The sequence below is a fragment of the Bradyrhizobium sp. STM 3566 genome, assembly GCF_045571445.1.
Taxonomy (GTDB): domain Bacteria; phylum Pseudomonadota; class Alphaproteobacteria; order Rhizobiales; family Xanthobacteraceae; genus Bradyrhizobium; species Bradyrhizobium vignae.
This window is the reverse complement of sequence record NZ_CP120692.1, coordinates 651525-676816: the sequence shown is the minus strand read 5'-3', so window position 1 is coordinate 676816 and position 25292 is coordinate 651525. Positions and strand designations below refer to the sequence as shown.

26 protein-coding genes, 1 tRNA gene and 1 pseudogene are annotated in these 25292 nt (G+C 62.9%); 14 read left to right on the top strand and 14 right to left on the bottom strand.

The annotated features are described in order from the left end of the window. Window positions 1-189: 189 nt before the first annotated feature. Window positions 190-585 (bottom strand): hypothetical protein, encoded by a 396-nt coding sequence (locus P6U27_RS03145; RefSeq protein WP_407120370.1) that lies wholly within the window; start codon window positions 583-585, stop codon window positions 190-192. Between P6U27_RS03145 and P6U27_RS03140 the strand changes: the two are divergent. After that, window positions 476-952: pseudogene (locus tag P6U27_RS03140) on the top strand (hypothetical protein); the annotation flags it as partial. The gene P6U27_RS03145 and the pseudogene P6U27_RS03140 overlap by 110 nt on opposite strands. Window positions 953-1180: 228 nt before the next feature. Here the strand turns inward: P6U27_RS03140 and P6U27_RS03135 are convergent. Further along, window positions 1181-2269, bottom strand: a complete 1089-nt coding sequence (locus tag P6U27_RS03135; RefSeq protein ID WP_245509492.1) for a transporter — start codon at window positions 2267-2269, stop codon at window positions 1181-1183. Window positions 2270-2777: 508 nt separating this feature from the next. Between P6U27_RS03135 and P6U27_RS03130 the strand changes: the two genes are divergently transcribed. From P6U27_RS03130 to ligD, 5 genes are all read left to right on the top strand, one after another. After that, complete coding sequence (locus tag P6U27_RS03130) at window positions 2778-3143, top strand: hypothetical protein (RefSeq protein WP_122400602.1); 366 nt, start codon at window positions 2778-2780, stop codon at window positions 3141-3143. A gap of 391 nt (window positions 3144-3534) precedes the next feature. Then, entirely contained in the window at window positions 3535-4533 is a 999-nt protein-coding gene (locus P6U27_RS03125; protein ID WP_129143399.1) for a formylglycine-generating enzyme family protein, read from the top strand. Beyond that, complete coding sequence (locus P6U27_RS03120; RefSeq protein ID WP_164936872.1) at window positions 4514-6187, top strand: arylsulfatase; 1674 nt, start codon at window positions 4514-4516, stop codon at window positions 6185-6187. The genes P6U27_RS03125 and P6U27_RS03120 overlap by 20 nt, the downstream gene beginning before the upstream one ends. Before the next feature lie 295 nt (window positions 6188-6482). Further along, window positions 6483-6680, top strand: coding sequence for an LLM class flavin-dependent oxidoreductase (locus P6U27_RS03115; RefSeq protein WP_407194545.1), 198 nt, complete (start codon window positions 6483-6485; stop codon window positions 6678-6680). A gap of 190 nt (window positions 6681-6870) precedes the next feature. Next, the gene (gene ligD / locus P6U27_RS03110) at window positions 6871-7818 is read left to right on the top strand and encodes a non-homologous end-joining DNA ligase (RefSeq protein ID WP_129143398.1); all 948 of its coding nucleotides are present in this window, start codon (window positions 6871-6873) and stop codon (window positions 7816-7818) included. Window positions 7819-7849: 31 nt separating this feature from the next. Here the strand turns inward: ligD and P6U27_RS03105 are convergent, their stop codons facing one another. Both P6U27_RS03105 and P6U27_RS03100 read right to left on the bottom strand, forming a co-directional pair. Further along, window positions 7850-8674 carry a ribonuclease HII gene (locus P6U27_RS03105; RefSeq protein WP_129143397.1) on the bottom strand — a complete coding sequence of 275 codons (825 nt, stop codon included), beginning with the start codon at window positions 8672-8674 and terminating at the stop codon, window positions 7850-7852. 1079 nt (window positions 8675-9753) lie between these two features. Then, window positions 9754-9830 (bottom strand) — tRNA-Arg (locus tag P6U27_RS03100). A gap of 142 nt (window positions 9831-9972) precedes the next feature. Here P6U27_RS03100 and P6U27_RS03095 point away from each other — a divergent pair. Together P6U27_RS03095 and P6U27_RS03090 are read left to right on the top strand one after the other, a co-directional pair. After that, window positions 9973-10326, top strand: coding sequence for a VOC family protein (locus tag P6U27_RS03095; protein WP_129143458.1), 354 nt, complete (start codon window positions 9973-9975; stop codon window positions 10324-10326). A gap of 106 nt (window positions 10327-10432) precedes the next feature. Further along, window positions 10433-10726: a GYD domain-containing protein gene (locus P6U27_RS03090; protein ID WP_014490344.1), complete on the top strand. Its 294-nt coding sequence runs from the start codon at window positions 10433-10435 to the stop codon at window positions 10724-10726. A 64-nt stretch (window positions 10727-10790) separates the two neighbouring features. Here P6U27_RS03090 and P6U27_RS03085 read toward each other — a convergent pair whose 3' ends face one another. From P6U27_RS03085 to P6U27_RS03070, 4 genes are all read right to left on the bottom strand, one after another. After that, window positions 10791-11747: a tripartite tricarboxylate transporter substrate-binding protein gene (locus P6U27_RS03085; protein ID WP_407193672.1), complete on the bottom strand. Its 957-nt coding sequence runs from the start codon at window positions 11745-11747 to the stop codon at window positions 10791-10793. Between the two features lie 142 nt (window positions 11748-11889). Beyond that, a complete protein-coding gene (locus P6U27_RS03080) occupies window positions 11890-12261 on the bottom strand; it encodes a cupin domain-containing protein (RefSeq protein ID WP_122400596.1) in 372 nt (123 codons plus the stop codon). Between the two features lie 26 nt (window positions 12262-12287). Then, window positions 12288-12926, bottom strand: coding sequence for an RraA family protein (locus P6U27_RS03075; RefSeq protein ID WP_122400595.1), 639 nt, complete (start codon window positions 12924-12926; stop codon window positions 12288-12290). A gap of 21 nt (window positions 12927-12947) precedes the next feature. Then, a complete protein-coding gene (locus tag P6U27_RS03070; RefSeq protein WP_129143394.1) occupies window positions 12948-14465 on the bottom strand; it encodes an AMP-binding protein in 1518 nt (505 codons plus the stop codon). Window positions 14466-14708: 243 nt separating this feature from the next. Here P6U27_RS03070 and P6U27_RS03065 point away from each other — a divergent pair, with 243 nt between their 5' ends. Further along, window positions 14709-15332, top strand: coding sequence for a hypothetical protein (locus P6U27_RS03065; RefSeq protein WP_164936871.1), 624 nt, complete (start codon window positions 14709-14711; stop codon window positions 15330-15332). A 90-nt stretch (window positions 15333-15422) separates the two neighbouring features. Here the strand turns inward: P6U27_RS03065 and P6U27_RS03060 are convergent, their stop codons facing one another. Both P6U27_RS03060 and P6U27_RS03055 read right to left on the bottom strand, forming a co-directional pair. Then, entirely contained in the window at window positions 15423-15638 is a 216-nt protein-coding gene (locus P6U27_RS03060) for a hypothetical protein (protein ID WP_129143393.1), read from the bottom strand. Between the two features lie 18 nt (window positions 15639-15656). Beyond that, entirely contained in the window at window positions 15657-16670 is a 1014-nt protein-coding gene (locus tag P6U27_RS03055) for a 2-dehydropantoate 2-reductase (protein WP_407193671.1), read from the bottom strand. A gap of 162 nt (window positions 16671-16832) precedes the next feature. Here P6U27_RS03055 and P6U27_RS03050 point away from each other — a divergent pair, with 162 nt between their 5' ends. Together P6U27_RS03050 and P6U27_RS03045 are read left to right on the top strand one after the other, a co-directional pair. Further along, the gene (locus P6U27_RS03050) at window positions 16833-17396 is read left to right on the top strand and encodes a YidB family protein (RefSeq protein WP_129143392.1); all 564 of its coding nucleotides are present in this window, start codon (window positions 16833-16835) and stop codon (window positions 17394-17396) included. Between the two features lie 28 nt (window positions 17397-17424). Continuing rightward, window positions 17425-17697, top strand: a complete 273-nt coding sequence (locus tag P6U27_RS03045) for a GlsB/YeaQ/YmgE family stress response membrane protein (RefSeq protein WP_174221543.1) — start codon at window positions 17425-17427, stop codon at window positions 17695-17697. A 140-nt stretch (window positions 17698-17837) separates the two neighbouring features. Here the strand turns inward: P6U27_RS03045 and P6U27_RS03040 are convergent, their stop codons facing one another. Beyond that, entirely contained in the window at window positions 17838-18623 is a 786-nt protein-coding gene (locus P6U27_RS03040; RefSeq protein ID WP_129143391.1) for an SDR family NAD(P)-dependent oxidoreductase, read from the bottom strand. Window positions 18624-18872: 249 nt separating this feature from the next. On the opposite strand from P6U27_RS03040, the gene P6U27_RS03035 reads away from it, so the two are divergent. From P6U27_RS03035 to P6U27_RS03025, 3 genes are all read left to right on the top strand, one after another. Further along, on the top strand, window positions 18873-19937 hold the full coding sequence (locus tag P6U27_RS03035; protein WP_407193670.1) for an acyl-CoA dehydrogenase family protein: 1065 nt from the start codon (window positions 18873-18875) through the stop codon (window positions 19935-19937). An 18-nt stretch (window positions 19938-19955) separates the two neighbouring features. Beyond that, a complete protein-coding gene (locus tag P6U27_RS03030) occupies window positions 19956-21116 on the top strand; it encodes an acyl-CoA dehydrogenase family protein (RefSeq protein ID WP_122400589.1) in 1161 nt (386 codons plus the stop codon). A gap of 100 nt (window positions 21117-21216) precedes the next feature. Further along, window positions 21217-22035 (top strand): enoyl-CoA hydratase/isomerase family protein, encoded by an 819-nt coding sequence (locus tag P6U27_RS03025; protein WP_122400588.1) that lies wholly within the window; start codon window positions 21217-21219, stop codon window positions 22033-22035. A 182-nt stretch (window positions 22036-22217) separates the two neighbouring features. On the opposite strand, the gene P6U27_RS03020 is transcribed toward P6U27_RS03025, so the two are convergent. The 3 genes from P6U27_RS03020 to P6U27_RS03010 form a co-directional block, all read right to left on the bottom strand. Further along, window positions 22218-22964, bottom strand: coding sequence for a hypothetical protein (locus P6U27_RS03020; RefSeq protein ID WP_162500084.1), 747 nt, complete (start codon window positions 22962-22964; stop codon window positions 22218-22220). A gap of 2 nt (window positions 22965-22966) precedes the next feature. After that, on the bottom strand, window positions 22967-23755 hold the full coding sequence (locus P6U27_RS03015; RefSeq protein ID WP_122400586.1) for an enoyl-CoA hydratase: 789 nt from the start codon (window positions 23753-23755) through the stop codon (window positions 22967-22969). 150 nt (window positions 23756-23905) lie between these two features. Further along, a complete protein-coding gene (locus P6U27_RS03010) occupies window positions 23906-25111 on the bottom strand; it encodes an ABC transporter substrate-binding protein (protein WP_129143389.1) in 1206 nt (401 codons plus the stop codon). Window positions 25112-25292: the final 181 nt, after the last annotated feature.

Below are 25292 nucleotides of genomic sequence, written 5' to 3'. Positions count from 1 at the left end.
CAATCGCGTTGTCGGCGTCGCTAATAATTGTGTTCTTAGCTGGAAGCACTGGAACGGGGAGTGCCGTAGTTTACTGCCAACACGCTGGTTATCCTGCTAATTGCGTCGTAAGACCCGGGGTCGTAGTCACACGAAGCCATGAGCTTCGCAGAATTGAATCCGCAATTGATCCTCGCCTGAGCGGCCTTACTAGGCGGGACTTATTCGATCGAAATAACCCGAACAATCTGCGATCGGATTGGCCCAGCCCACCTGCTCAACCGGGCCAGTGAGCAGACCGCCTGTCTCCGAACCTTTTGTCTGAGTTTGGCCCGGACCGCCTGTGGGGGCCTGACGGATCGATTCCGTTAGTTCAAATTTGACTGGTCGACCGGTCTTCTTCTGTCGGACGATCGCGCGATCGGCCGTATACCCGCCTGGCGCAACGTCATCGACTTTCAATGCGACTACATCGCAGCCGCGCAGCTTGCTGTCGATGGCGACGTTGAAAAGCGCCAGATCACGCGTTCGACCTTCGACCTGGAGCTTGGTTCGGATTGACCAGACGTGCTTGGGACGGAGCGGCGGCTTTGCGCCGACGGGCACCGCTTGGTTTCTTTCGCCGAGCACGATCGTGACGGCGGAGCACGTCGCGACAGCGATGAATCTCTCGCATCAGGACTGGACGCCGATTGACGGCGAGGACGGTGGCCAGTCCGTCCCCGCACGTATCCACCGGTTAGCGGGTAGTCAGATGGAAAGGCTGGCCGTGATCGAACTACAACGGGCCGCCTCATCGTCGCGAACCGCCATCATCCGCAAGGAGCCGCTCGCTCCGGAAGAACCGGTTTGGACGGTTGCCTATTCAGCCGGGCGCCCTCAGCTCGTTGGAGGTCGGTTCGTTCGGTTCGGAGACGACGAGAAGTTGGCCGGCATGGCACTTCTGGAAATGTATGACGGAACCAATCGCCTCATCATCGATCACGGCTCCTCCGGAGCGCCCGTTGTCGATTGTGAGGGGCCGGTCGCTGCTGTCGTGAGCGATATCTTCACACATGAATTGGGCATCCCGGGTCATGCGGGTCTCGACCCCGTGGCGTTCGCCAAACGTCGTCTCGGTCCCGGTCCGGGCGCTGGGCGTCTCTCAACTTCCGTGAATTGCGGGAATTCCTTCAGCGCGATCAGCAGCGTCACGGCATCCTTATTTTGTGAACCTCGGCCTTGTGGACGTCGGCGGCGTTGGCGCCGCGGGCTGAAGATTGAACGTCAGCCAAACGTTCCAGCCTGCTGGCCGATTTTCGTTGGCGAATTCGCCGTAGCCCTTCAGGTTCAGATATCCCTGCATGTCTCCGACCGGGAAAATGTAGCCGACCTGCGGGCCGACGCCGGCCACGCGCGACCGGAAGCAGCCGACGCGATCGCCGGAGCCACTGTCGCAGCCGAGCTGCTGATAGAGGTAGCCGACGAGGCCGACCTGCCACTGCTTGGTCAGGAATTGCGATGCGCCCCAGTCGAGATGCATGTCGACGCCGCTTTGATATTGAGTGGAGGGGTTGACGAAGTTGTAGGTGAATCCCAGCACCGCCGAAAATTCATGCCCGGTCTTTGGATCGAAATAGGTGTAGCCGCCGCCCGCGTCGATCGCCCAGTGTCCGATCCCCAAATTCGCCAGGCGGGTCGACTGGTAGGCGCCGACCGGGAGGTCAGCGGTAACGTACGTCATGTAATTGTTGACTCCGGCATTCCAGCGCAGCGCGAACTGCGGGATCAGGTCGCCGAATGCAATGAGCGAGCTGTCGATGCTGTCGAAGCGCGAGAACGGGAGCGTGCCGCCGCCCGGTCCCGTCAATGTCCCAACGAGCGATCCGGCCAACGACGTGGAGTTGGAGCCGTAGGACGCCAACAGGGTGGCAGAAGCCTGACCACCCAGCACGGGTGTCGCAAAGGTGTAAGTTCCGGCCAAAAGGCCAAGATCCACGTTCGCGTTGACGTTCGCGTTCACGGTGGCCGTTAGATTCGCGGGAAAGCGACCAAGCGTGATTTCGCGCGACCGCGCCACGTCGCCGCCGGCGGAAACAGAGGTGTGATAATAAATCGAGGTCACCGACCAGCCCGGTGCCTGCTGCGGAACGGCCGCGAGGCTGCCAAAAAATCCGGGTACCCAAAAGCTGATGCCATTTTCATCGGCGCGAGCCGCCTGGTTGGACAGCACCAGCAGAGCGGCAATCGCCCCAACACTCGAATGCCGCCGCGAAAATCTACGTCCTAAACCCGATCCAAGGTACCGCATCGCCGATCCCCCGACTCTCGCGATCGCGCCATTGCCGGCTCCGGCCGGTGCGAACTCGGAAACAGTATGCTGGCGCACGTCCATGCGAAATCGGCAAACTTGCATTCATCTGGAGTTTTGTTGAAAGGTTGTGTCCTAGATGCCACAGCCCCGCCGTTCTTGCATCACCATCAGGGCGCTCTCGACAAGGCATCAGCCACTGGCGTGATTGATCTAGATCAATAAAAGCAGAACGCGTTGCTGGAAGCATCTCGTGCTGCCCAGTTCGCAGACAGTTGTGACTTGGCCACCTCTTTTTCCTTTCTAACGACCATCGTTTCGGACGTCGCCCAAGATTGGTTTTCTCTTGAAAGAAGGGCCAGTCGTTATGGCGACGTTGGAGCCGAAGCCATATTCCCGCGAAGCGAGCCTTTGATCGGAGGACGCAATGGGTACTTCTCACAAATCGTTATGCGACTTGGCGGCATCGCTCGTGCCTGTTTGTTTTTTGTGAAGGAAAGGATATCCGATGCACCCCGCAATCATGGCCATGGCGGCGGCTACTCAATTGTTGACGCCCATTTCCGATGCTATCCCAAAATTCAACGTCGAGGCTACTTGCAGAGCATCGGTAGAAGCCGACAAGGCGATGAGTTTGAGCCTACCGCAGAGTTTCGACAAGTGTTTGAGCGATGAGAACTCAGCGCGTGAACAGCTGGGCCCGATTTGGTCTTCGTACTCCCCGGCTGTCAGGTCCCAGTGTGAGGGAGAGGCGACGATAGGCGAAGCGAGCTATGTCGATCTCTTGACCTGTCTTCAAATGACCGATGGATCAGTCACGACCTCGGCAGCAGCCTTGAAGGGCGCGAGCAAAAAGAAGAAGGGTCCAAACTAGCCCGTATTGGCGCCATGATGTCTGCTGCCAGGGCATGATCGGGAAAAGATAAGCCCACACCGTCGCCGTTGGTCCATGCGAGATCGGCATACTCGAGTTCAGCCGGAGGTCTATTGAACGGCTGAGTTCATGACGCCACAGCCTTCTGTGTCTTGCATAGTCGTCAGGGGCCCTCGACAAGGAAGGCGAGCTGGCTGGATTGATCTAGATCAATAAAAGAAGGTTGTGTGGCTGCGAACTTGCCACCGGTTCAGATGTTCGATTGTCATGTTGACTGACTAATGGTTGAGCCGCGCTCCTCCCCCGCAGAACCGATGCTGGAAAGCTGTCGGAAAGATTTTTGAAATGCTCGGGGCGGCGCTCGTAACTTCTCGTTCGCTGCGAGTAGCCCATGCACGACGTTGGCGTTGCGGCAGGCGTACCTTTGTCGGATGAGCCCAGCCAAGGTGGCATGAACTGGATTCCGGGCGGCACGTTCCGCATGGGCTCCGACAGGCACTACGCCGAAGAGGCACCCGTCCATCGCGTCTCGGTGAGCGGCTTCTGGATGGACCGGATGCCGGTCACCAATCGCGATTTTCGCAAGTTCGTCAACGCAACAGGCTACGTGACGTCAGCGGAGACGCGGCCCGAGGCAAAGGACTATCCAGGCGCGCTGCCGCACATGCTCAAGGCCGGCTCGCTGGTTTTCACGCCACCGAAGCGTCCGGTCGATTTGCGCGACTGGTCGCAATGGTGGAGTTTCAAATTTGGCGCCAACTGGCGCCGGCCATACGGCCCCCGCAGTTCGATCAGCGGCCTCGACGATCATCCCGTGGTCCACATTGCCTATCGCGATGCCGAGGCCTACGCGATATGGGCTGGCAAGGACTTGCCGACCGAAGCCGAATGGGAGTTTGCCGCGCGCGGCGGCCTCGACGGAGCCGAGTTCGCCTGGGGCGACGAGTTCATGCCCGGCGGCAGGTCAATGGCGAACACCTGGCAAGGCGCGTTTCCGTACGAAAATCTCAACGGCGATGGTCACGCCCGCACCTCGCCGATAACGGCGTTCCCGCCGAATGGCTACGGTCTCCATGACATGATCGGTAACGTCTGGGAGTGGACCACGGATTGGTGGTCTACCAGACATGAGCCCGACGCCCCCAAAGCCTGCTGTGTTCCGCATAATCCGCGCGGCGGACAAGAGCAAGACAGCCACGATCCGTCTCTGCCCAGGATCAAAATTCCCCGCAAGGTTCTCAAGGGCGGCTCGCATCTCTGCGCGCCGAGCTACTGCCGTCGCTACCGCCCGGCTGCGCGTCATGCGGAAGCGGTGGATACGTCCACGAGCCACGTTGGTTTTCGATGCATCATAAGGAAGGGAGCAAATGATGAGCGAGGACAAGGATAACACCTCACGCGATATGAGCCGTCGCCACGTTTTGCTCGCGACGACAAGCCTGGCGGCAGCGTCCGCATTGGGCGCTGCCGCATCGGTTGAAAAGGCACTGGCCCAGGCGCAGCAGGCACCGAGCGGCCAGCGGCCCAACATCGTCGTCATCATGGGCGATGACATCGGCATCTGGAACATCGGTGCCTACCACCGCGGCATGATGGCTGGACGAACGCCGAACCTCGACAAGCTCGCGGCCGAAGGAATGCTGTTTACCGATTACTATGCCGAGGCAAGCTGCACCGCCGGCCGCGCCGCCTTCATCACCGGCGAGTTGCCGATCCGCACCGGCATGACGACGGTTGGTCAGGCCGGCGCGCCGATCGGGATTCCGGCGGAGGCCGTGACAATCGCCCATGTGCTCAAGTCAATGGGCTACGCCACCGGCCAGTTCGGCAAGAACCACCTGGGCGACAAGAACGAGTTTCTGCCGACCGTGCACGGTTTCGACGAGTTCTTCGGCTATCTGTACCATCTCGACGCCATGGAAGACCCCGCGCACCCCGGCTACCCGCAAGAGCTGCTGAACGTGGTGGGTCCGCGCAACATGGTTCACTCCTGGGCGACCGACAGCGACGATGCAACCGTCGACCCGCGTTGGGGCAAGGTCGGCAAGCAGAGGATCGAGGATGCCGGCACGCTCTATCCCAAGCGCATGGAGACGGTGGACGACGAAATTCGCGATTTTTCTTTCAAGTTCATCGAGAAGGCCAAGGCCGACAACAAGCCATTCTTCCTCTGGCTCAACCCAACGCGCATGCACATCGTCACTCACCTGTCGCAGAAGTATGAGGCGATGCGCAACTCGAGGAACGGCTGGACCATTCATGAAGCAGGCATGGCGCAGCTCGACGATATCGTCGGCGAGGTGATGAAGAAGCTCAAGGACATGGGTGTCGACGACAACACCATCGTCGTCTTCACCACCGACAACGGCACTGAGGTTTTCACGTGGCCAGATGGCGGACAGACGCCGTTTGCGCAATCAAAGGGCACGGTCATGGAAGGCGGTTATCGTGCACCGGCCATGATTCGCTGGCCAGGCCGCGTGCCGGCCGGCAAGGTCGAGAACGGCATCATGTCGGGGCTAGACTGGTTCCCGACTCTGGTGGCGGCCGCAGGAAATCCGAACATTGCCGAGGAGCTGAAGAAGGGCAAGCAGATCGGCGACCGCACTTACAAGGTCTATCTCGACGGCTACAACCAGATGGACATGATCACCGGCAAGGGGCCGTCGAACAGGCATGAGATCTGGTATTTTGGCGAGAGCACGCTAGGTGCCATACGCATCGACGACTACAAGTACCGCTTCATCGACCAGCCCGCGGGTTGGCTGGGTGAAAAGGGCAAGGTCGATGTGCCTTACATTACCAATCTGCGCCTCGATCCGTTCGAGCGAACGGGTTGGCCGGAAAATGGCACCAAGAACGGTGCGCAGCATTACTTCGGTTGGTTCCAGTACGAATTCTGGCGCTTCGTGTTCATACAGCAGAAAGTGGAGGAGTTGGCCAAGACGGCCATCGAATTCCCGCCGATGCAGAGGGGAGCGAGCTTCAATCTCGAAGCGGTAAAAGCCCAGATCGAGGCGGCGAGGCATGCCGTGGCAAAGTGACAAGACCGCGATTGGCTGCTTGCCGATCGAGACCATGCAGTCGCATGCCGGCAAGTAGAATGCGCGATGGCGGGTGCCGGCCGCGGGCGCCCGTCGGACAACATCATGTAGCGACGGGGACCAAGCTCGCACCTCCGCTGTTCTTCGCGCCGCGCGGGGAAACGCTCGAGGAGTTGCCGACGCAGGTCGTCAACCATGTGCTGGAGGAGATCCAGCTCGCCGATGAGCTCGGCATCCACATCTACGGAATCGGCGAACACCACACCGACGAGTTTCTCGATTCGGCTCCCGCGATATTGCTCGGGCCGTTGCGGCGCGTACACGGCAGATACGTCTCACCAGCGCAATCACCATCCTGGGAGCCGCAGACCCGGTCCGCGTCTTCGAGGAATATGCTTCGCTCGACCTGGTGTCCGGCGGCCGCACAGAGATCATCGCCGGGAGGGGAGTGGCTGCGCTCGGCGCAATACGCGTCGAGATTATACCTTCCTAGCAAATCAGAGCAGGAGGACGAGCATCGAGGCAACCATGGGGTGCCAAAAGCGGCAGGCACGCTTTGTCGGCTAACGGTGTAGGTCTCGGACTCCGCCATCTTCAATTTTACACCCAGGCCTTCACTTCTCGCGGGGAACTCACGATGCATCGTGCTAGTTGCCGTCCCTCTCTAGTCCCATCGTCCAGCTATGGCCCGAAAATCAACCCTGCCTCGCCGCCTGCAGCCCATGCTGGCCACGCTGACCGATTCACCGTTCGACGATCCCAATTGGGTCTTCGAGGACAAGTTCGATGGTTTCCGCATGGTCGCGGAAATCCGGGGCGGTAAGGTCGCGCTCTACAGCCGAAACGGGAAAATCATCAGCCACTCCTACATGGAGGTCGCGAAAGCACTTGAAGGCGTGAAGGCCGATGCCGTGATCGATGGCGAGCTCGTCGCGATTGGAACTGATGGCGTATCCCATTTCCAGTTGCTTCAAAACGCCCTGCGCCACGAGGCTAAGCTTCTCTACTGCGCGTTCGACCTGATGTTCGCAAATGGTGAGGACCTGCGTGCGCTGCCGCTCCTCGAGCGCAAGAAGCGGCTCAGGGCCATCCTGCCCCGCCACAAGCTGATCGCGTTCAGCAAGCACCGCAAAGGCAGCGGAACGAAGTTCTTCGCAGAAGCTGAGCAGAGACATCTCGAAGGCATCATGGCCAAGCGCGCCGACAGCCCATACGCGTCCGGATGCCGGACCCCCGACTGGCTGAAAGTGAAGACCGCGCAGCGTCAGGAGGTTGTAATCGCCGGCTTCACGGCACCCAGGCGAACCCGGCCCTTCTTCGGCGCTCTCGTGCTGGCGGTACGCGAAGACGGTGCATGGCGGTACATTGGCCACGTCGGCACCGGCTTCAGCCACCAAGCTCTCGAAGAGCTTCACGGCAAGCTCGTGAAGCTCAAGACCGCCAAGTCGCCCTTCCCTGCTAAGGTGAAGGATGAGCAGGTCACGACCTGGGTGCGCCCTTCATTGGTTGCGGAAGTGAAGTTCGCGGAGTGGACCAGCAAGGGCGAGCTGCGCCAGCCGGTCTATCTCGGTCTGCGGTCAGACAAACAGGCCAAGGATGTCGTTCGCGAAAAGAGCCGGTCGCGAAAATAATGCCCTTCAGACGAAGCGTACGACTTAGAGTTCAGCCGACGGATCGCTCGGATGCCGAAGGCCAGGGCGGCAGGGGCGGTAGCCCGAGAGCCTTGCGGACGGGTCCGAACGACCTCCGGTGAGCTGCGCATGCACCAAGCCTGGCGAGCGCCTCATAATGAGCCGGCACCGGGTAACCCTTGTGGTCCGCGAATCCGTAGCCGGGGTGACGCACGTCGACCGCTCGCATGACGGTGTCGCGCTCGACTTTCGCGAGGATTGAGGCGGCGGCGATGCTGGCTGACTTGGCATCGCCTTTGATGATGGCCTGCTGCGGGATGTCGATTTGCTTCAACCGCTTCGCATCGATCAGCAAGTGCTGCGGCGTCAAGCCCAGCCCCTGGACGGCACGCTGCATAGCCTGGATGCCTGCCCAATAGATATTGATCGCGTCGATCTCCTCGACCTCGACGAACGCTACAGACCAACTCACTGCTTTTTCCTTGATCTCCTTCGCGAGTTCTTCGCGAGCCGCGGCGTCGAGTTTTTTCGAGTCGTCGATCCCGACTATCCGCGTGCCAGGTTTCAGGATCACGGCACCGGCGGAGACCGGCCCGGCGAGAGGGCTCATTCCGGCCTCATCCACGCCTGCCACGGCATGATGGCCGCTCTCCCAGAGAGAGGTCTCGAAGCGGAGCATCTTGCGGAGGCGTTGGCCTTCGGACCTATTTTCGAAGCGGCGTTTATCGATTGCAGCCAAGATGGCACGCGCTCCCGCGCGGCCGTCGGCCCGTAAGATCTGCTCCACGCTGGTCTCGAGCGGTCTTTTCTCGACGACATAGCGTTGACGCAATACATCGAGTGAATACTGGGACATGGCGGTCTTGTGGAGACTGACTGTAAGGCGCGTGTCGGTTAACTTTGTGGCGATTGTCTGAAATTAACCCATGCCGAAGACGAGTGAGGCTGCTATGGCCTCGCGGACTTAAGCGTCTGCAACCCTCACAGCGGGCACAACATATCGATTGGAGGGCCAAGCATCAGTCGTCGAAGTCGGAACCGTTTGGCGCCTCGCTGCCGGCCTTGGGAGCACCGCCGGGGGTGGCCGCTTCTGGACTTTTCTTCTTGATGCGCATGGCCTTGATCGTCACATAAAGATCTCGCGGAGACGCTTTGTCGAGATCCTGCAGATCGCGGTAATTAGCGATGAAGTCCAGAATGCTCGGCCGTATCGGCTGCGTTTCCGTTGCCGTCCTCGTCTTCAGCTTGCGGTCTAGATCCAGCTTGGTGAGTGTCCTTGGCGATCACCACCAATTCGGTTCCCCACGACAGCGGGTATGCGCATCTCCGCGTGACAAGGCGGATCGGGGCAATCGCCGTCGTGCAGCATTTTTCCGTTCACTTTGCACAGTGATGCGGGTGGTGCCGATACCGCCCGAGATCGTGAATCGAAAATTTGTGCCTTCGACGGGCGGCTTTGCGTCCAATTCCATATCGGAAGCCAATCGTTCGATGTGAGGGCTGTCGGCACAACTTAGCAGACATTTCCCCAAAGACAGCAACTCCGCTCTGCGAAGCCGCGCCGAGTTTCGAGTAGCCGAATCGCCACCGCGCGCGCTTCGTCGGCGGCACCCTCGGCGGGGTCATGCTACAGCTCGTGCGGAAGTCTCGAAGCCGCCTCCGATCTCATTCCAACACAGGCCATTTGTCGGACTGGAATGTCCAGAAAACGAGCTTCGAATTGTCTATTGGAAAGGAAACGAATTACGAACACGACACCTCGTCCGTGTTGCATCCGTGTTGCACGGAACAGACGGTACTGGGGCGTAACCCGTTGAAATCAATGGTACTGAGCGTAATCGACGGTAATATCGTTTTGGCGCGAGTTTTTCACCGGAACGGAGCGCGTACGAAGCACAAATCCCTTTGCTTATAGGGTTTCTTGCGGTCGGAGGCTGGCGATCCCGGGAAGACTCGAACTTCCGACCTACGGTTTAGGAAACCGCCGCTCTATCCGGCTGAGCTACGGGACCGCGGAACCCGATAGCTGCGGGTTCGGCCTCCTCATAGCAGAGCAGGATGCGGTTCGCCAGCCGCAAGGCGGGCCAGATCATCTGCAAGCTGAGCAAGGCGGCCGTACAATGCGCCGAGATCCCTCTTGGCGGAGCAGCCCACATGATCGAGAGCATCAGCGCCATCACGCTCGGCACCCACGACATGGCGCGTGCCGTGCATTTCTATCGCTCGCTCGGATTCGAGCTGCTGTATGGCGGTGAAGCCGCCGCATTCACGAGCTTTCGCGCCGGCACCGGCTATCTCAACCTGACTGCGCAGCCGGAAGACAAGCGCTGGTCCTGGTGGGGCCGGGTCATCTTCTACGTGGCCGATGTCGACGAGACCTACGCACAGGCGCGTGCCGCCGGGTGGCCGCCGTCCACCACGCCGCGCGATGCCGAATGGGGTGAGCGCTACTTCCATCTCACCGACCCCGACGGCCATGAGCTCAGTTTCGCTCGGCCGTTGTCCTGACCGAATAAGTCGCATCTGCTGACGTTCCAACGCGCAAGTGGCGCCGTCTCAGCCGCCGTGGCAAGCTCGGCGCGGTTTCCTCAAGTTCTATCCAGGGAGGACGACCATGGTAACCTATGTTGTGCTAGGCAACTTCACGGATCAGGGAGTCCGCAACGTCAAGGACTCGCCGAAGCGGGCCGAAGCCTTCAAGGAGATGGCCAAAACGTTCGGCGTGACTGTGAAAGAGATCGTCTGGACGCAGGGACGATATGACGTTGTGACCGTTCTCGAGGCTCCAGATGAGGCTGCAGCGATGTCGCTCAGCCTTAGTCTCAGCGCACTCGGCAATGTCCGCACCGAAACGCTGCGCGCGTTTTCGGCAGCGGATATGACGAAGATCGTTGGCAAGATGCTCTGACGCTCAGCGCGAGCGCACCGGACCTGCCACCGGACCCGGGATGGCAATCCCGGGCTGAGGCCTCTTACGCCCTGATGTTGTTGTCCTTGACCACCTTGCCCCAATAGGCGACCTGCTTGTCGAAGAAGGTCTTGAAGGCGGGGCCGTCCTGGAGCAGCAGCGTCATGTGCTGGGTCTCCTTGAGCTGGGCGGCAGTCGCGGGCTCGCTCAGGATCTCCCGGGACGCGGTCGCCATGGCCAAGACGATGTCGGGCGGCGTGCCCGCGGGCGCGAAGATGCCCCACCAGGCCAGCGTCTCGAAATCGGGAAAGCCGGCCTCGATCGCGGTCGGCGTATCCGGCAGGGCCTGCAGCCGCTCGCGGCCGAGCTGCAGGATCGGGCGCAGCATGTTGGTGCCGAGCTGGGCTGCGACCAGCGCCGCCGATCCCGCAATCAGATCGACATGGCCGCCGAGCACGTCGTTCATGGCCGGGCCGCCGCCGCGATAGGGCACGTGCATGATGTCGACGCCGGCCTTGCTGCCGAGCACGGTCATGGCGAGATGGCCGAGCGTGCCGACGCCGACGGAGGCGTATTTCACCGCGCCGGGCGTCGTCTTGCAGGCGGCCACCACGTCGGCAAAACTCTTGTAGGGACGGCCGGCGCCGGCCGCGATCACGTAGGGCGCGGTGCCGATCAGCAACACCGGCATCAGCTCGCGCTCGACATCGACGGGCGGCTTGTCGAGGATCGACGGGATCACCGCATGCGAATCGAACGTCACCAGGAACGTCGCACCATCCGCCGGGCTCTTGGCGACCTGCGCTGCGCCGAGCGCGCCGGCGGCGCCCGACTTGTTCTCGACCACGACGATACGGTTGAGCTTTGTCTGCAGGTTGCTCTGCAGCAGCCGCGCCATGGCATCGGTCGAGCCGCCCGGCGGGAACGGCACGACCAGCGTGATTTTCGAGGCTTGCGCGCTTGCCGGTGCCATCGCGAGGATGGCGGGCGCGGCCAGCAGGGCCCGCCGTGTGATCGTCATGGTCCCCTCCCTTTTGTTTCGCGCTTTTCTACTTTTGAGCGCTAAAGCGCGATGAGATTTGGATGAATCGTCATCGCGCTTTAGCTTGTTGTTTACGCATGATCTTTCCGGAAAACCGCTTCGCACTTTTCCGGATCATGCTTTAGGTCGTGCCGAAGCCCGACCCTGCTTTTTTGTATTCTGGCCGCGGCGGGCTGAAGATGTCCAGCACGCGGGCGCCGTCGGGGCCGGCCCGCATGGTGTGCGGCACGTTGCCGGGCGTGCGCCAGAAATCGCCCTTCTTCACCGGGACTTCCTCATCGCCCTGAACGCGGATCGCCGAGCCGTCGAGCAGCACGCCCCATTGCTCCTCGGGGTGATGATGCAGCGCGCCTTGCGCATGCGGCGCCAGCGTCACCACCGACAGCATCGCCTGCTCGCCGGAGAAGATGCGCGTGGTCACTCCGGCTGCAAGCTCGCGAAACAGCCCGTCGCCGGGATTGTCGATGTTGTGGAATTCGTCCTTCTGGCTCACGTCATCCTCCCCTCGTTCTTCTGCGATCAGGCTTTGCCATAGGAGCCCTGGTAGCGGCCCTCGCGGATCGCCTTCATGGTCTCCTCCTCGCGCGCGACCTGGGCGCGCACCGCGTCCAGCAGCGCGGCAGCACCGGCGGCCGGAAACGACACCACGCCGTCCTCGTCGCCGACCACGATGTCGCCGGGCGAAATGACGCTGCCGCCGACCGTGACAGGCACGTTGATCTCGCCGGGACCGTTCTTGTAGGGGCCGCGATGGATCACCGCGCGCGCATAGCAGGGGAAGTCGTCCGCTGCGAAGGCCGCGACATCGCGGATCGCGCCGTCGATGACGTAGCCTTCGGCTTTGCGCCATTGCGCGATGTTCTTCATGATCTCGCCGACCAGCGCGCGCGTCTCGTCGCCGCCGCCATCGACCACGATGACGTCGCCGGGCCCGACCAGTTCGAGCGCACGGTGAATGGCGAGATTGTCGCCGGGACGGGTGCGCACGGTGAAGGCCGTCCCCACCAGCTTGCCGCCGCGGTGATAGGGCCTTAGCCCCACTGCGCCCGGCAGCCGGGCGAGATTGTCCGAGATCACCGAGGTCGGCGCGTGCCTGAAACCTTCGATGATATCGGCCGGCGGCTTCGGCACGCTGCTCGCTGCGATGGTGATCGTCATGTCAATCCTTCCGTGTTTGTCTCATTCGGCGTGCGCCCGCGCCTTCGCCGGTAAAATCCGGAAAGCGCGCCCTTCCTTCATCCATGCTGCGCGCTCATCGCGCAACAGCGTGCGGCGAACTTTTCCGGAATCATCGCGCGGCGGGGCGCTGACGAATTCGAAGCTTTCAGGGTGCTTGTAGCGGCTGAGCCGGTCCTTGAGGAAATCTGCCATTCCATCAGCAATGGCCTGGCCGTCGGCATCGGGCTCCGGCTCGATGATCGCATGCACGCGCTGGCCCAATTCCGGATCGGGCAAGCCGACCACCACGCAGGAGCGCACGCCGGGACAGGCGGAGACGGCAGCCTCGACCTCGGCCGGATAGATGTTGGCGCCGCCGCGCAGCACCATGTCGGCGAGGCGGTCGCCGAGATAGAGATAGCCTTCTGCATCCAGCCGGCCGATATCGCCGAGCGATTCCCAGCCATCGGCGCGGCGTTTCGGCTCGGCCCCGAGATAGTGATAAGTGGCGTCCTTGCCGTCATTGTTGAGGAAGTAGATCTCGCCGGTCTCGCCCGGCGCGACATCGTTGCCGTCCTCGCCAATGATGCGAAGCTTCGCCATATCGCCGATCTTGCCGACCGAGCCCTTGTGCGTCAGCCACTCGGTGCCTGATATGATGCAGGCGCCCTGGCGCTCGGTGCCGCCATAGAGCTCCCAGATCCGCTCCGGTCCGAGCCAGGCGATCCAGTTCTCCTTCAGCCACGGCGGCATCGGCGCCGCCATATGGAAGACCGTCTGCAGGCTCGATAGGTCGTACGAGTTGCGCACGCTCTCCGGCAGCGCCCAGATCCGGTGCATCATGGTCGGCACGAAATTGACCCATTGCACGCGCTCACGCTCGATCTGGCGCAGCGTCTCCTCGGCATCGAATTTGGTGAGGCCGGTGAGCTTGCCGCCGGCGAACAGCGCGTAGTGCGACACGATGAATGGCGCATTGTGGTAGAGCGGGCCGGGATTGAGCAGCGAGACGCCGAAAGGAATGTTGAGCGGCGGCGCCGCGACGGTGTCGGTCACCGCCGGATGGTGATCGAGGATCACCTTGGGACGGCCGGTCGAGCCGCCTGACGTCATCGCCTTCCAGTAGCGCGCCACCGGCGGATTGAGCGGCTCGTCCGAAACACCTTCCGGCACGAAATCCGCAGGCAGGCGGTTCGGCGCATTCCAGTCGGCCTCGCCGCCGACCACCAGCGCGGGCTTGAGGATGTCGAGCACGGCGGCGGCCTCGCCGCGCGGCAGCCGCCATGACAGCGAGGTCGGCGTCGCCCCGCACTTCCATACCGCAAAGGAGGTCTCGAAGAACGAGTTGCCGTTGGGCAAACCGATCGCGACGAAATCGCCAGGCTTGACGCCCTTGGCCGCGAACGCCCGCGCGCGCCGATTGGCGCAACGCTCGAGCTCGTCCCATGTCAACGTGTCCTGCCCGTGACGGATAGCGATCGTGCCTTGCGGTTTGCGCTCGGCGTACCAGCGCGGCACATCGGACAGGGGGAGCAGCATCAGGCGTTTCCACTTCGTGTTCTTGGCGTTGCCGCGGGGAGTGAGGCGCTCGCAACATAAGTGTAACAGCCTGCCGGCGCGACGCTGTGACTCCCACGCCACGTCAAGCACAAAATGTCAGCATCCCGGCCATGAAATTCCCGGGTTCCATGTGGGTTCCATGGGTGACAAGGCGGCGATAAAGGGGCAAAAATCCGACCCGACTCAGTTCGGGTTGAGTTTGATAGGGAATGCTCTCGTAGAATGTCGGCCGTCGTTACATCGCATCGTGCAGCGCTGCTTGTCGTTGCCGCAACAGGGTTTTACCTGCTGATGCATGCGCATGCCGAGGCGCAATGGTGGAAACGTGCGCCGGTCGATTTCGAGGAATGCGCCGACGCCGCCGAGAAGGCCGCAACCAAGACCGAGAAGACAGCCGCGCTTGCTGATTGCAACGCCAAGTTTGCCGGCCGCCGCAAGCCGGGCGGCGGCTATTCCTATTACGACTTCCTCCAGGATCGCACCTTCGACATCGCCGGCCCCAATCCGACGCCGGAGGAGCAGAAGAAGATCGACGAAGCCTACACCGCGTATCTCGCCAATCAGCGCCGCAGCAATGAAGCGGCCCAAGCCACCGCGCGCCAACAGCGCGAGCAGCAAGAGCAACAGGTGCGGCAGCTTCAGCAGGTCGCGCTGCAGACCGAAGTCGAGCGCGTGCCTATCCCGGTCGAACGGCCGAAGGTTCAGCAGGCCGTGGGCACGAGACCAAAGAGCGCGCCCTGCACCAAGGGCTCGTTCAGCTGCGAATGGCCGCGGCTATCGGAAAGCCTGAACGACCTGAAGAAGCTGTTCAACCCGACGCCGAGCAAACCCGCGAAAAAGGGGTAAGCTTCTCGGCTTTTCCGCGGCGGCCGCAAACTCCGCTGTCCTCCCGAGAAGCGTCAGCCCCGATCCGGGACGACGGCGGAGGGTGAGGCTTCAGTTTGGATGCTTCTTCTTGCTGCGCTTGGACGTGGGCACCGTTGGATTCGCGGGCGCGATTACCGTCGGCGAACCACCCAACTGCGACCTGCTCTCCTGCAATCGCCTGTCATAGCCCGGAGAGTTCACGACCGTCGGCGGCCTCGCAAGGGCGAGCGTCGATGCGCCGCAGAGCGCGGCCAGCGCGACCCCGATCATCAGACAACGCTTCATGGCGTAGCTCCTTCGCACTCACGCCGACCCGCGGATCTGCTGCGGCGTCAGCCGCGGCGGGCCGTTGCCGGCCGCCTCGGCTTCCTTGATCAGCGCAACAATGCGGCGCATCAGCGGCACGTTCACGCCGTTTTGCTCGGCGAGCGCGATGACCGCACCCTGGAGATAGTCGATCTCGGTTTTACGGCCCTGCTTCAGATCCTGCCACATCGAGGAGCGCGCCTCGGGATCGATCTTCATGGTCCGCCCGAGGATCGCGTCGAAGATCATGTCTGGCAGCCGCAGCAATGCCGGAGACCATTTCATCGGGATCGGCGTCGACGAAACCGGCGCGATGCCGTCGGCCTTCAGCGCAGCCAGCCCTTCCGCCATCTGGTCGGCGAACAATCTTCGCCACTCGCGATTCGCCAGTTGTGCGGCGAGCGGCATGTCGGACAGCGCGCTGAGCGCGTTGTTCAGATTGATGATCAGCTTGCCCCATTGCACGCCGGTGATGTCACCTCTCGCACGCACCTTAAGGCCAGGCACCGAAAGCGCCCCGGCGGTGTTCGCCTCGTCTTCTCCGACATGGATGTCACCGGAGCTCGAGCGGTGGAAGCGGCCCTCGCCCATCGCGACCACGTTGAACGGCACCATGCCGGCGAGCACGCGCCTAAAATGGTCGCCAAGTTGTTCGCGCAACACTGCGACGTTGCCGATGCCGTTCTGGAGTGAGACGACGACCGCATCCTGCGGCGCATGCTGCGCGATCTGATCGGCGACAGCGGCGGTGTCGGCGCTCTTCACCGTCACCAGCACGATGCCGGCGCCGTGGAAGATCGCAGGATCCTCGGACAACGCAAGCTGACCCGCGCCAAGCCTCTTCTCGGAGCCGTCGAAATCGGTCAGCCGCAGACCGAACCGCTCGATCTCGGTCTTCACCCGCGGCCGCACCAGCAGCGCGACACGCCGGCCTGACGCGGCCAGCATGCCGCCGACGAAACAGCCGATGGCGCCGGCGCCGGCCACCACGATCGGTCGATCCGTAACCATTGAACTCGCTCCCTGAAGGACCGGCCTTCGATAGCAGAGGCAACGCCGCCTGCCCATTGGTTGCGTCGCAGCCGCCTTGTAACCGTCATGAGTGCCCCATATGATTTCGCCCGGGGGGCAGTCAGCGGCGAGCGCTCGCCGAACGAGACGAAGGAGAGCATCATGGGTCTACTCGACGTCCTCAACGGCATGCAGAAAGGCCCGCGCGGCCCAAGCACACCCAGCTCAGAGCAATCATCCTCCGGCGGCATGTCGCCGATGACCATGGCGCTGCTCGGCCTCCTCGCCTGGAAGGCATTCAAGCATCTCACCGCCAATCAGTCGGGCTCGGCGCCGCAACCGTCGCCCGCGCCTCCGCCGGTGAACGCGGGTGCGGGTGGCGGACTGAGCGATATACTGAAGGGCGGCCTCGGCGGCCTGCTTGCGGGCGGCGCGGCCGGCACCGTGCTCAGCGGCGGGCTTGGCGATCTCCTCAACCAGCTGCAGCAGAGCGGTCACGGCGACACCGCGAATTCCTGGGTCGGCAAGGGCGAGAACAAGCCGATCGCGCCGGGCGATCTCGCCAGCGCACTCGGCGCCGACCAGATCGACAGCCTGTCCGCCCAGAGCGGCCTGTCACGCGAGGAGCTGCTCTCTGGTCTCAGCCAATATCTACCGCAGGTGATCGATCATCTGACGCCGGACGGACGGCTGCCGACTGAGAACGAACTCTCGGGGCGAATCTGATGGCGGTCTCGGGAAGGGGAGCACACTCATGAGCATGGGCGGCCTGTTGTGGATCATCGTCGTCGGCTTCGTCGCCGGCCTCATCGCGCGCTGGCTTGCGCCGGGACCGAACAATCCGAGCGGCTTCATCCTCACCACCATCCTCGGCATCGCCGGCGCCTTTCTGGCAACCTTCGTCGGCCAGGCCATCGGCCATTACAGCCCTGACCAGGGTGCCGGCTTCATCACGGCGACGATCGGCGCCGTAGTGGTGCTGTTCATCTGGCATCGCCTCGTGGCGAGCGGCGTGATCAAGGGGTAGCCAGCGAGGGGCGGCACACCGCCTCCACATCGTCATGCCCGTGCCTGACCCGGGCATCCACGTCTTTTGATCTGCGTGACAACACGTGGATGGCCGGGTCAAGCCCGGCCATGACGGGGAGAGAGCGGCGAGACACCCAATCACGTAATCAAATGCATCCCCGCATCCATGCGCACGACCTCGCCGGTCATGTTGCTGGAGGCCGGCATTGCCAGGAAGCAGACGAGCTGGGCGATATCTTCGGCGGATGAGGCAACCTTGAGCGGCACCTTCGCCACGACGCTGTCGCGCACCTGCTTGGCGCCGGCCTCGCCGCGGCCCTTGGTGAACCAGGGCGTATCGATATAGCCGGGGCAGACCGTGTTGACGCGGATCAGCGGCGCGAGCGCGCGCGACAGCGACAGCGTCATCGTATTCAGCGCGCCCTTGCTCGCGGCATACGCGATCGACGAGCCGACGCCACTGATGCCGGCAACCGAGGAGACGTTCACGACCGCCGACGGACGCCCCGAAGCCTTCGCAGCGGCTTCCAGCAGGCTGCGCGCCGCGCGCACCATCTGGAACGGGCCGATGGTGTTGACGCCGTAGACCCGCTGGAAATCTTCAGCCGACAACCCATCGAGATCGGCGTGAGCCACGTGCTTGGTGGTGCCGGCATTGTTGACGAGGATATCGAGCCGGCCCCAAGGCGCAGCGGCAGCGACGATCTTGCGGCAATCCTCATCCTTCGAGACGTCGCCCTGCGCAACCAGCACCTCCGCCGCGCCGGCCTTGCGGCAGAGCTCAGCCGTAGCGTCGGCCTCCTTCTGGCTCGACGAATAGTTGATGACGAGCCGCGCCCCGCTCCGCGCCAGAATTTCCGCGGTTGCTGCGCCAAGGCCGGAAGCAGACCCCGTCACGATTGCGCACAAGCTGTCCTTTGCCATCCCGATCTCCTTCCCCTGTCTTTGATCGCGGCGCCCTGTTTAGCGAGTTTGCCGCGCCCTGCAAATCGAGCAAACTCCGCTAAGCGGAATTAGCCTCCAATTGGTCCTTGCGCCCATGCCCGCACCGCAGGTTGACCTGCGATCAACGCTTGTCAGGGCCATGGCTTTTTCCGATCATCGGGCGCAAGAAGAACGTGCGCGCCGCCCCACGGAGGCGGGACGCGCCAATGGCAAGACACGGGGAACGCTGTGGCGGAGAGTGACAATATCGTCGTCGAGACCGCGGAGAAAATCTTCGCCGATCTCGCCGATCCGCAAGAAATCAACAACGACAGGAAGAATACCTGGCAGGCGCCGCTGTGGCAGGCGCTGAGCGAAGCCGGCCTGCCGCTCTCCTGGGTACCGGACGATCTCGGCGGCTCCGGCGCAAGCCTCGCCGACGGCTTTGCGCTGTTGAACGCCGCCGGCCGTTTCGCCGTCGCAGTTCCGCTGGCCGAGACCATGCTGGCCGGCTGGCTGCTGGCGCAGGCCAGGATCACCTCGCCCGACGGCAAGATGACGGTGCTGCCGGCGTCTCCGAAGGACCGCGTCGGCCTCGATGCCGACGGCTTGCTCTCCGGCCGCGCCCGCGGCGTGCCTTTCGCAAAATCGGCGAAGCATTTTGCGGTGCTGGCGCACGGCAAGGACGGCGCCGCGATTGCGCTGGTGGATGCGACCAAGGCGCGGATCGAGGCCGGCCTCAATGTCGGCTACGACCACAGCGACACCGTGACGCTCGAGAAAGTGCAGCCCGTTGCGATTAAGCCCGCACCGAAGGACTTTGAGCAGACCAATCTGATGCTGATGGGCGGCGTCGCACGCAGCCTCCAGATCGCCGGCGCGCTGGAATCCATGCTCGACATCTCCGTGCGCTATTCCAACGAACGCGTCGCCTTCGAGAAGAAGATCTCGAAATTCCAGGCGGTGCAGCACAATCTCGCGCGGCTTGCCGGCGAATCCGCCGCAGCGCTCGCGGCCGCAACCTCGGCGGCCGACGCCATCGCGAATGCGAAATCGCTCAACGACGAGGTCTATCTCGAGGCCGCCTCCGCGAAAATCCGCTGCGCGGAAGCGGCCGAGAAGGGCGGCGGTATGGCGCATCAAGTCCATGGCGCGATCGGCTTCACTATGGAGCATATCCTGCACCGCTACTCACTGCGCGCGCTGGCCTGGCGCGACGATTTCGGCTCGGAGAGCTACTGGGCCGTCGAGCTCGGCAAGCTCATAGCAAACCGCGGCGCGGACGAATTGTGGCCGCTCGTGGCTTCGCGCTGATCAGGGGACGAGACAACAATGACCGCTGCCCTCCGTTTCGATCCGATCCGCCTGCCCGAGAAGTGCGAGCAGCTGCGCAAGGAAGTCCGCGCCTTCCTCGCCGAGGAAATCGCCGCCGGCACTTTTGATCCGCACAAGCCCAACCGCGAAGACACCGACGCGCCGGAGTTCTCCCGCCGGGTCGGCGCCAAGGGCTGGCTGGGCATGACTTGGCCGAAGAAATATGGCGGCCAGGAGCGCTCGTTCCTCGAACGCTACGTGGTGACCGAGGAGATGCGCGTCGCCAACGCGCCGACGCGCCGCTTCTTCGTCGCAGACCGCCAGAGCGGCCCGGTGCTCCTGAAATATGCGCCCGAGCACATCAAGATGGACATCCTGCCGCGCATCTGCCGCGGCGAGATCTGCTTTGCCATCGGCATGAGCGAGCCGAACTCCGGCTCCGACCTGTTCGCGGCGAAGACGCGCGCGACCAAGACCGACGGCGGCTATCTCATCAACGGCACCAAGATCTGGACCTCGTCGGCACACATCGCCGACTACATGATCGCAATCTTCCGGACCTCGCCGCCGACCAAGGAAAACCGCCGTCACGGCCTGACCCAGTTCCTGGTCAAGATGAAGCAGCCGGGCATCAAGGTGAACCCGATCGGCCAGATCACCGGCCAGTACGAGTTCAACGAGGTCGTCTTCACCGATCACTTCATCCCCGACGACCACGTGCTCGGCGAGGTCGACGGCGCCTGGAAGCAGGCGACGAGCGAGCTCGCCTATGAGCGCTCGGGCCCCGAGCGCTTCCTCGAAACCTATTACGTGCTGACCGAGCTGGTGCGCGCAGTCGGGCCCAATCCGGATACGCGCAGCGCCGAAGGCATCGGGCGCCTGGTCGCGCAGCTCCACACCATGCGGCGCATGTCGGTCTCGGTCGCCGGCATGCTCGAAGCCGGCAAGGAGCCCGTGGTCGAGGCGTCCATCGTCAAGGACATCGGCACGGTCTGGGAGCAGCAGCTGCCGCATCGCGTGCGCGATCTCGCCGCCTTCGTCGAGGAGACCGCGACCAACCGCGAGACCTTGGAGCGGCAGCTCGACTTCGCCATCAAGACCGCACCGAAACTCACCATCCAGGGCGGCACAACCGAGGTGCTGCGCGGCATCATCGCCCGCGGACTTGGCTTGCGGTAACGCTCGTGGCGACCTGCCAGCCTCGCGCTCCGCGCCGACCTCTCCCTATGGGAGGGGTGGTTCTTCGCCACGGACGTATCGGGACGTTTGGAGACAATCTATGAGCACGTATAAAGATATCGGTGTCGAGAAGGTCGGGCATGTCGGCACCATCGAGATCCGCCGGCCGCCACTCAACTTCTTCGACATCTCGCTGATCAACCAGATCGCGGATGCGCTCGACGAGTTCGACCGCGACATCGAGATCCGCGCCTCCGTTCTGTCGGCGCAGGGCAAGGCGTTCTGCGCCGGCGCCAATTTCGGCGACCCGGCGCGGCAGGCGCAGGAAGCGCGCGAGGCCGAGCAAGCCAAGAAGGGCGATCCGGCCGACAATCTCGGGCCGATCAGCCACCTCTACATCCAGGCCGTGCGCATCTTCCGCGCCAAGAAGCCAATCGTTGCCGCCGTGCAGGGCGCAGCCATCGGCGGCGGCCTTGGTCTCGCGGTGTCGGCCGACTTTCGCGTCACCTGCCCCGAAGCGCGCTTTTCCGCGAATTTCACCAAACTCGGCTTCCATCCTGGCTTCGGCCTGACCGTGACGCTGCCCGAGCTGATCGGCAAGAACAACGCTGAGCTGATGTTCTACACCAGCCGCCGGGTCACCGGCGAAGAGGCCTACAAATGGGGCCTGGCCAACGAGCTGGTGCCGCAGGACCAGGTGAAGGCGGCCGCGATGAAGCTCGCCGGCGAGATCGCCGAATGCTCCCCTCTCGGCCTGCTCTCGACCCGCGCCACGATGCGCGCCGGCCTCGCCGACCGCGTCATGGCCGCGACCAATCACGAGCTCGCCGAGCAGACAAGGCTGCGCGCGACTGAAGATTTCAAGGAAGGCGTGAAGGCCACGGAAGAGCGCCGGGTGGCGAATTTTAAGGGAAGGTGATCGCGGCGATGAACGTTCTCTTCTTCCTTCTCCCCCTGTGGGAGAAGGTGGCGCGAAGCGCCGGATCAGGGGTTCTCTCCGTGCGCAAAACTGTTCATGGGGATAGAAACCCCTCACCCGGCTTCGCTCTCGCGAAGCCACCCTCTCCCACAAGGCCCACAAGGGGAGAGGGTACAGCGTGATCAACTCACGCGAAACGTCACCCCGCCGAGCAGAAACTCATTCCCGGCAACGGCGAGCCCCTTCGCCTTGGCGGCATGCAGCACCTGCGCCGCGTCAGTCACCCGAAACTCCAGCGCGCTCATGATCTCGCTGGCGCCCTTCACGAAGCGAAAGGTGGCGTTCGGTAGTCTCAATTCGGCATCGCGTGGCGCAACCCCGATGATCTTGCCCCAATGCTCCGCGAGGCCCTGCGGGTCCGGGCTCTGCATCTCCACCGCCGTCAGCGCCTGCGTCACATCCTTGCGGATGAATTTTTGCCAGTCCGGTCCCGCCGGCGGATAGGCGCCCAGACTATCGTCGCTGCCTTCGGTGTGGTTGAACTCGATGAAGGCGGCGCGGCAGTCGCGGGGGTGGAGCTGCACACCATGATAAGGTGCATGGTCGATGACGTTGGCCGTGCGCACGCCGAGCGCGTTGGCGTTGCGGCCGCGCTCGTCCGGATCATCGCAGCAGAAGATCGCCATGTAGCCGCCGCGGCCGCCGGTCTTCTCGATGAAGCGGCCGGCCGTGGTGCCGTCCCTGAAGGGCGCCACGACTTCAAGCAGGATCGTGTCGACCGGGAGCAGCGCGTTCTCCAGGCCGTATTTTGCGACATTGCCGTCGCGATAGCAGATGGCCAAGCCCATGATCCGGGCGATATCCGTGATCACCGGCTCGAGCTGCGGCGCGACCAGGCAGATCTGCCGCAAGCGCATGTAGGACGACATCGTCACTCGCCCCTGAAGGCGGGCTTGCGCTTCTCGACGAAGGCTTTTGCGGCCTCCTTGTGATCGGCGGTATCACCACAGCGGGTGTGGTGGATCGCCTCGCCGTCGAAGCAATCCTCCAGCGCCAAATGCTCGGCATTATTGATGTTGCGCTTGATGTAGCCGAGCGCGATCGAGGGCCCTTGCGCCAGCGACAGCGCGAGCTCGTGCGCGGCGGTGTCGATCTCGGCGTCGGGCACGACCTTGGTCACCAGGCCGATGGCGTGAGCTTCCCTCGCCGTGAGCACCGGCGACATCAGATAGAGCTCGCGCGCCCGCGCGCTGCCGAGCAGTTGGGTCAGGAAATAGGTCCCGCCGTAATCGCCGGAGAAGCCGACCTTGGCAAAGGCCGTCGTGATCTTGCAGGATTCGGAGGCGATGCGCAGGTCGCAGGACAGCGCCATCGAAAGCCCCGCGCCGGCCGCCGCGCCATCGAGCTGCGCCACGACAGGCTTCGGCATCTGATGCAGGATGCGCGAGACTTCCATGCCACGGCGCAAATTCGCGAGCTTCTGCTCGAACGGCAGCGGCGCGCGGCCCTCCGCCATCGACTTGACGTCGCCGCCGACGCAGAACGAACCGCCGGCGCCCTTGAACAGCACTGCACGTACCTCCGGATCGTCAGCCGCGCGCCGCGCCGCCTCGACCAGCCCGCGCACCATGTCGGGATTGAGCGCGTTCTTCCGCTCCGGGCGGTTCATGGTGATGGTGAGCAGCCCGCCTTCGAGCTTTTGCAGGACCATGTCGTTCATCGGGCGTCTCCCTCTCGTTGTTTGACCGAGCTCTCACCACACCGTCATTGCGAGCGAAGCGAAGCAATCCAGAGATGTCTCCGCGGATGCGGTCTGGATTGCTTCACCGCAAGAGCTCCTCGCAATGACGTCGTGACTTACGTCACGCCGTCACTTCTTCACCAGCGGGCAGCGCGACTGCTCCAGCGACTGGAACGCCTCGTTGCCGGGCACGGTGGCGAGCAGCTTGTAATCGTCCCAGCGGCCCTTCGACTCCGAGGGCTTCTTCACCTCGAACAAGTACATGTCATGGATCATGCGGCCATCCTCGCGGATCTTGCCATTCTTGGCGAAAAAGTCGTTGATCGGTGTCTCCTTCATCACCTTGATCACCGCCGCGGCATCGGTGGTGCCGGCCGCCTTCACGGCTTTGAGGTAATGCGTGACGGAGGAATAGACTCCAGCCTGCGCCGAGGTCGGCATCCGCTTGGTGCGTTCCATGAAGCGCTTCGAGAATGCACGCGTGTCGTCGTTGAGGTCCCAATAGAATGCCTCGGCAAGCAGCAAGCCCTGCGCGGTCTCCAGCCCGATCGAGTCGATATCGGTGACGAAGGCGAGCAGCGGCGAGACCTTCTGGCCACCCTTGGTGATGCCGAACTCCGCCGCCTGCTTGATGGCGTTGATGGTGTCGCCGCCGGCATTTGCTAGTCCGATCACCTTGGCCTTGGAGGCCTGGGCCTGGAGCAGGAAGGACGAGAAATCCGACGTGTTGAGCGGATGACGCACGCTGCCAAGCACCTTGCCGCCGGTCTTGGTCACGACGGCGCTGGTGTCCTTCTCCAGATCCTGGCCGAAGGCGTAATCCGCGGTGAGAAAGAACCAGCTGTCGAGGCCGGACTTCACGGCCGCAAGACCGGTCACATTGGCCTGGCCGTAGGTGTCGAACACATAGTGGATGGTGTAGGGACCGCAGGCTTCGTTGGTGAGACGGATCGAGCCCGGGCCGTTGAACATGATGATCTTGTTGCGTGCTTTCGCGATCTCGCCGGCGGCAAGCGCGGTTGCGGAGGCCGCGACGTCGTAGATCATCTCGACGCCTTGATTGTCGAGCATGTCGCGGGCGATGTTGGCGGAGAGATCGGCCTTGTTGAGATGATCGGCCGCCAGCACCTGGATCTTGCGCCCCAGCACCTCGCCACCAAAATCCTCGACGGCCATCTTGGCCGCGGTCTCGCTGCCGGGGCCCGTGATATCTGCATAGAGGCTGGACATGTCGAGGATGCCGCCGATCTTCAGCGACGGCTTGTCCTGGGCCTGCGCGGCGCTCGCATTGAGGGCAAGCGCGGCGGCAAAAATGCCGGACAAAATAGTCTTCATCGAAAACGACCTCCCTCTATCGCCCGTCTCTGATGGCGGCTTGGTTATTGCTCTTGCCGCAATCATGCCGCATGCGCGAGAGGGCAGCAAGCGCGGGAACGAAGCGAATGCGTGATTGCCGCGCATGTTTTCCGCAAAGCGGAATGGTGAGAAGACGCAAGACGTTCCACGTCGTCATTGC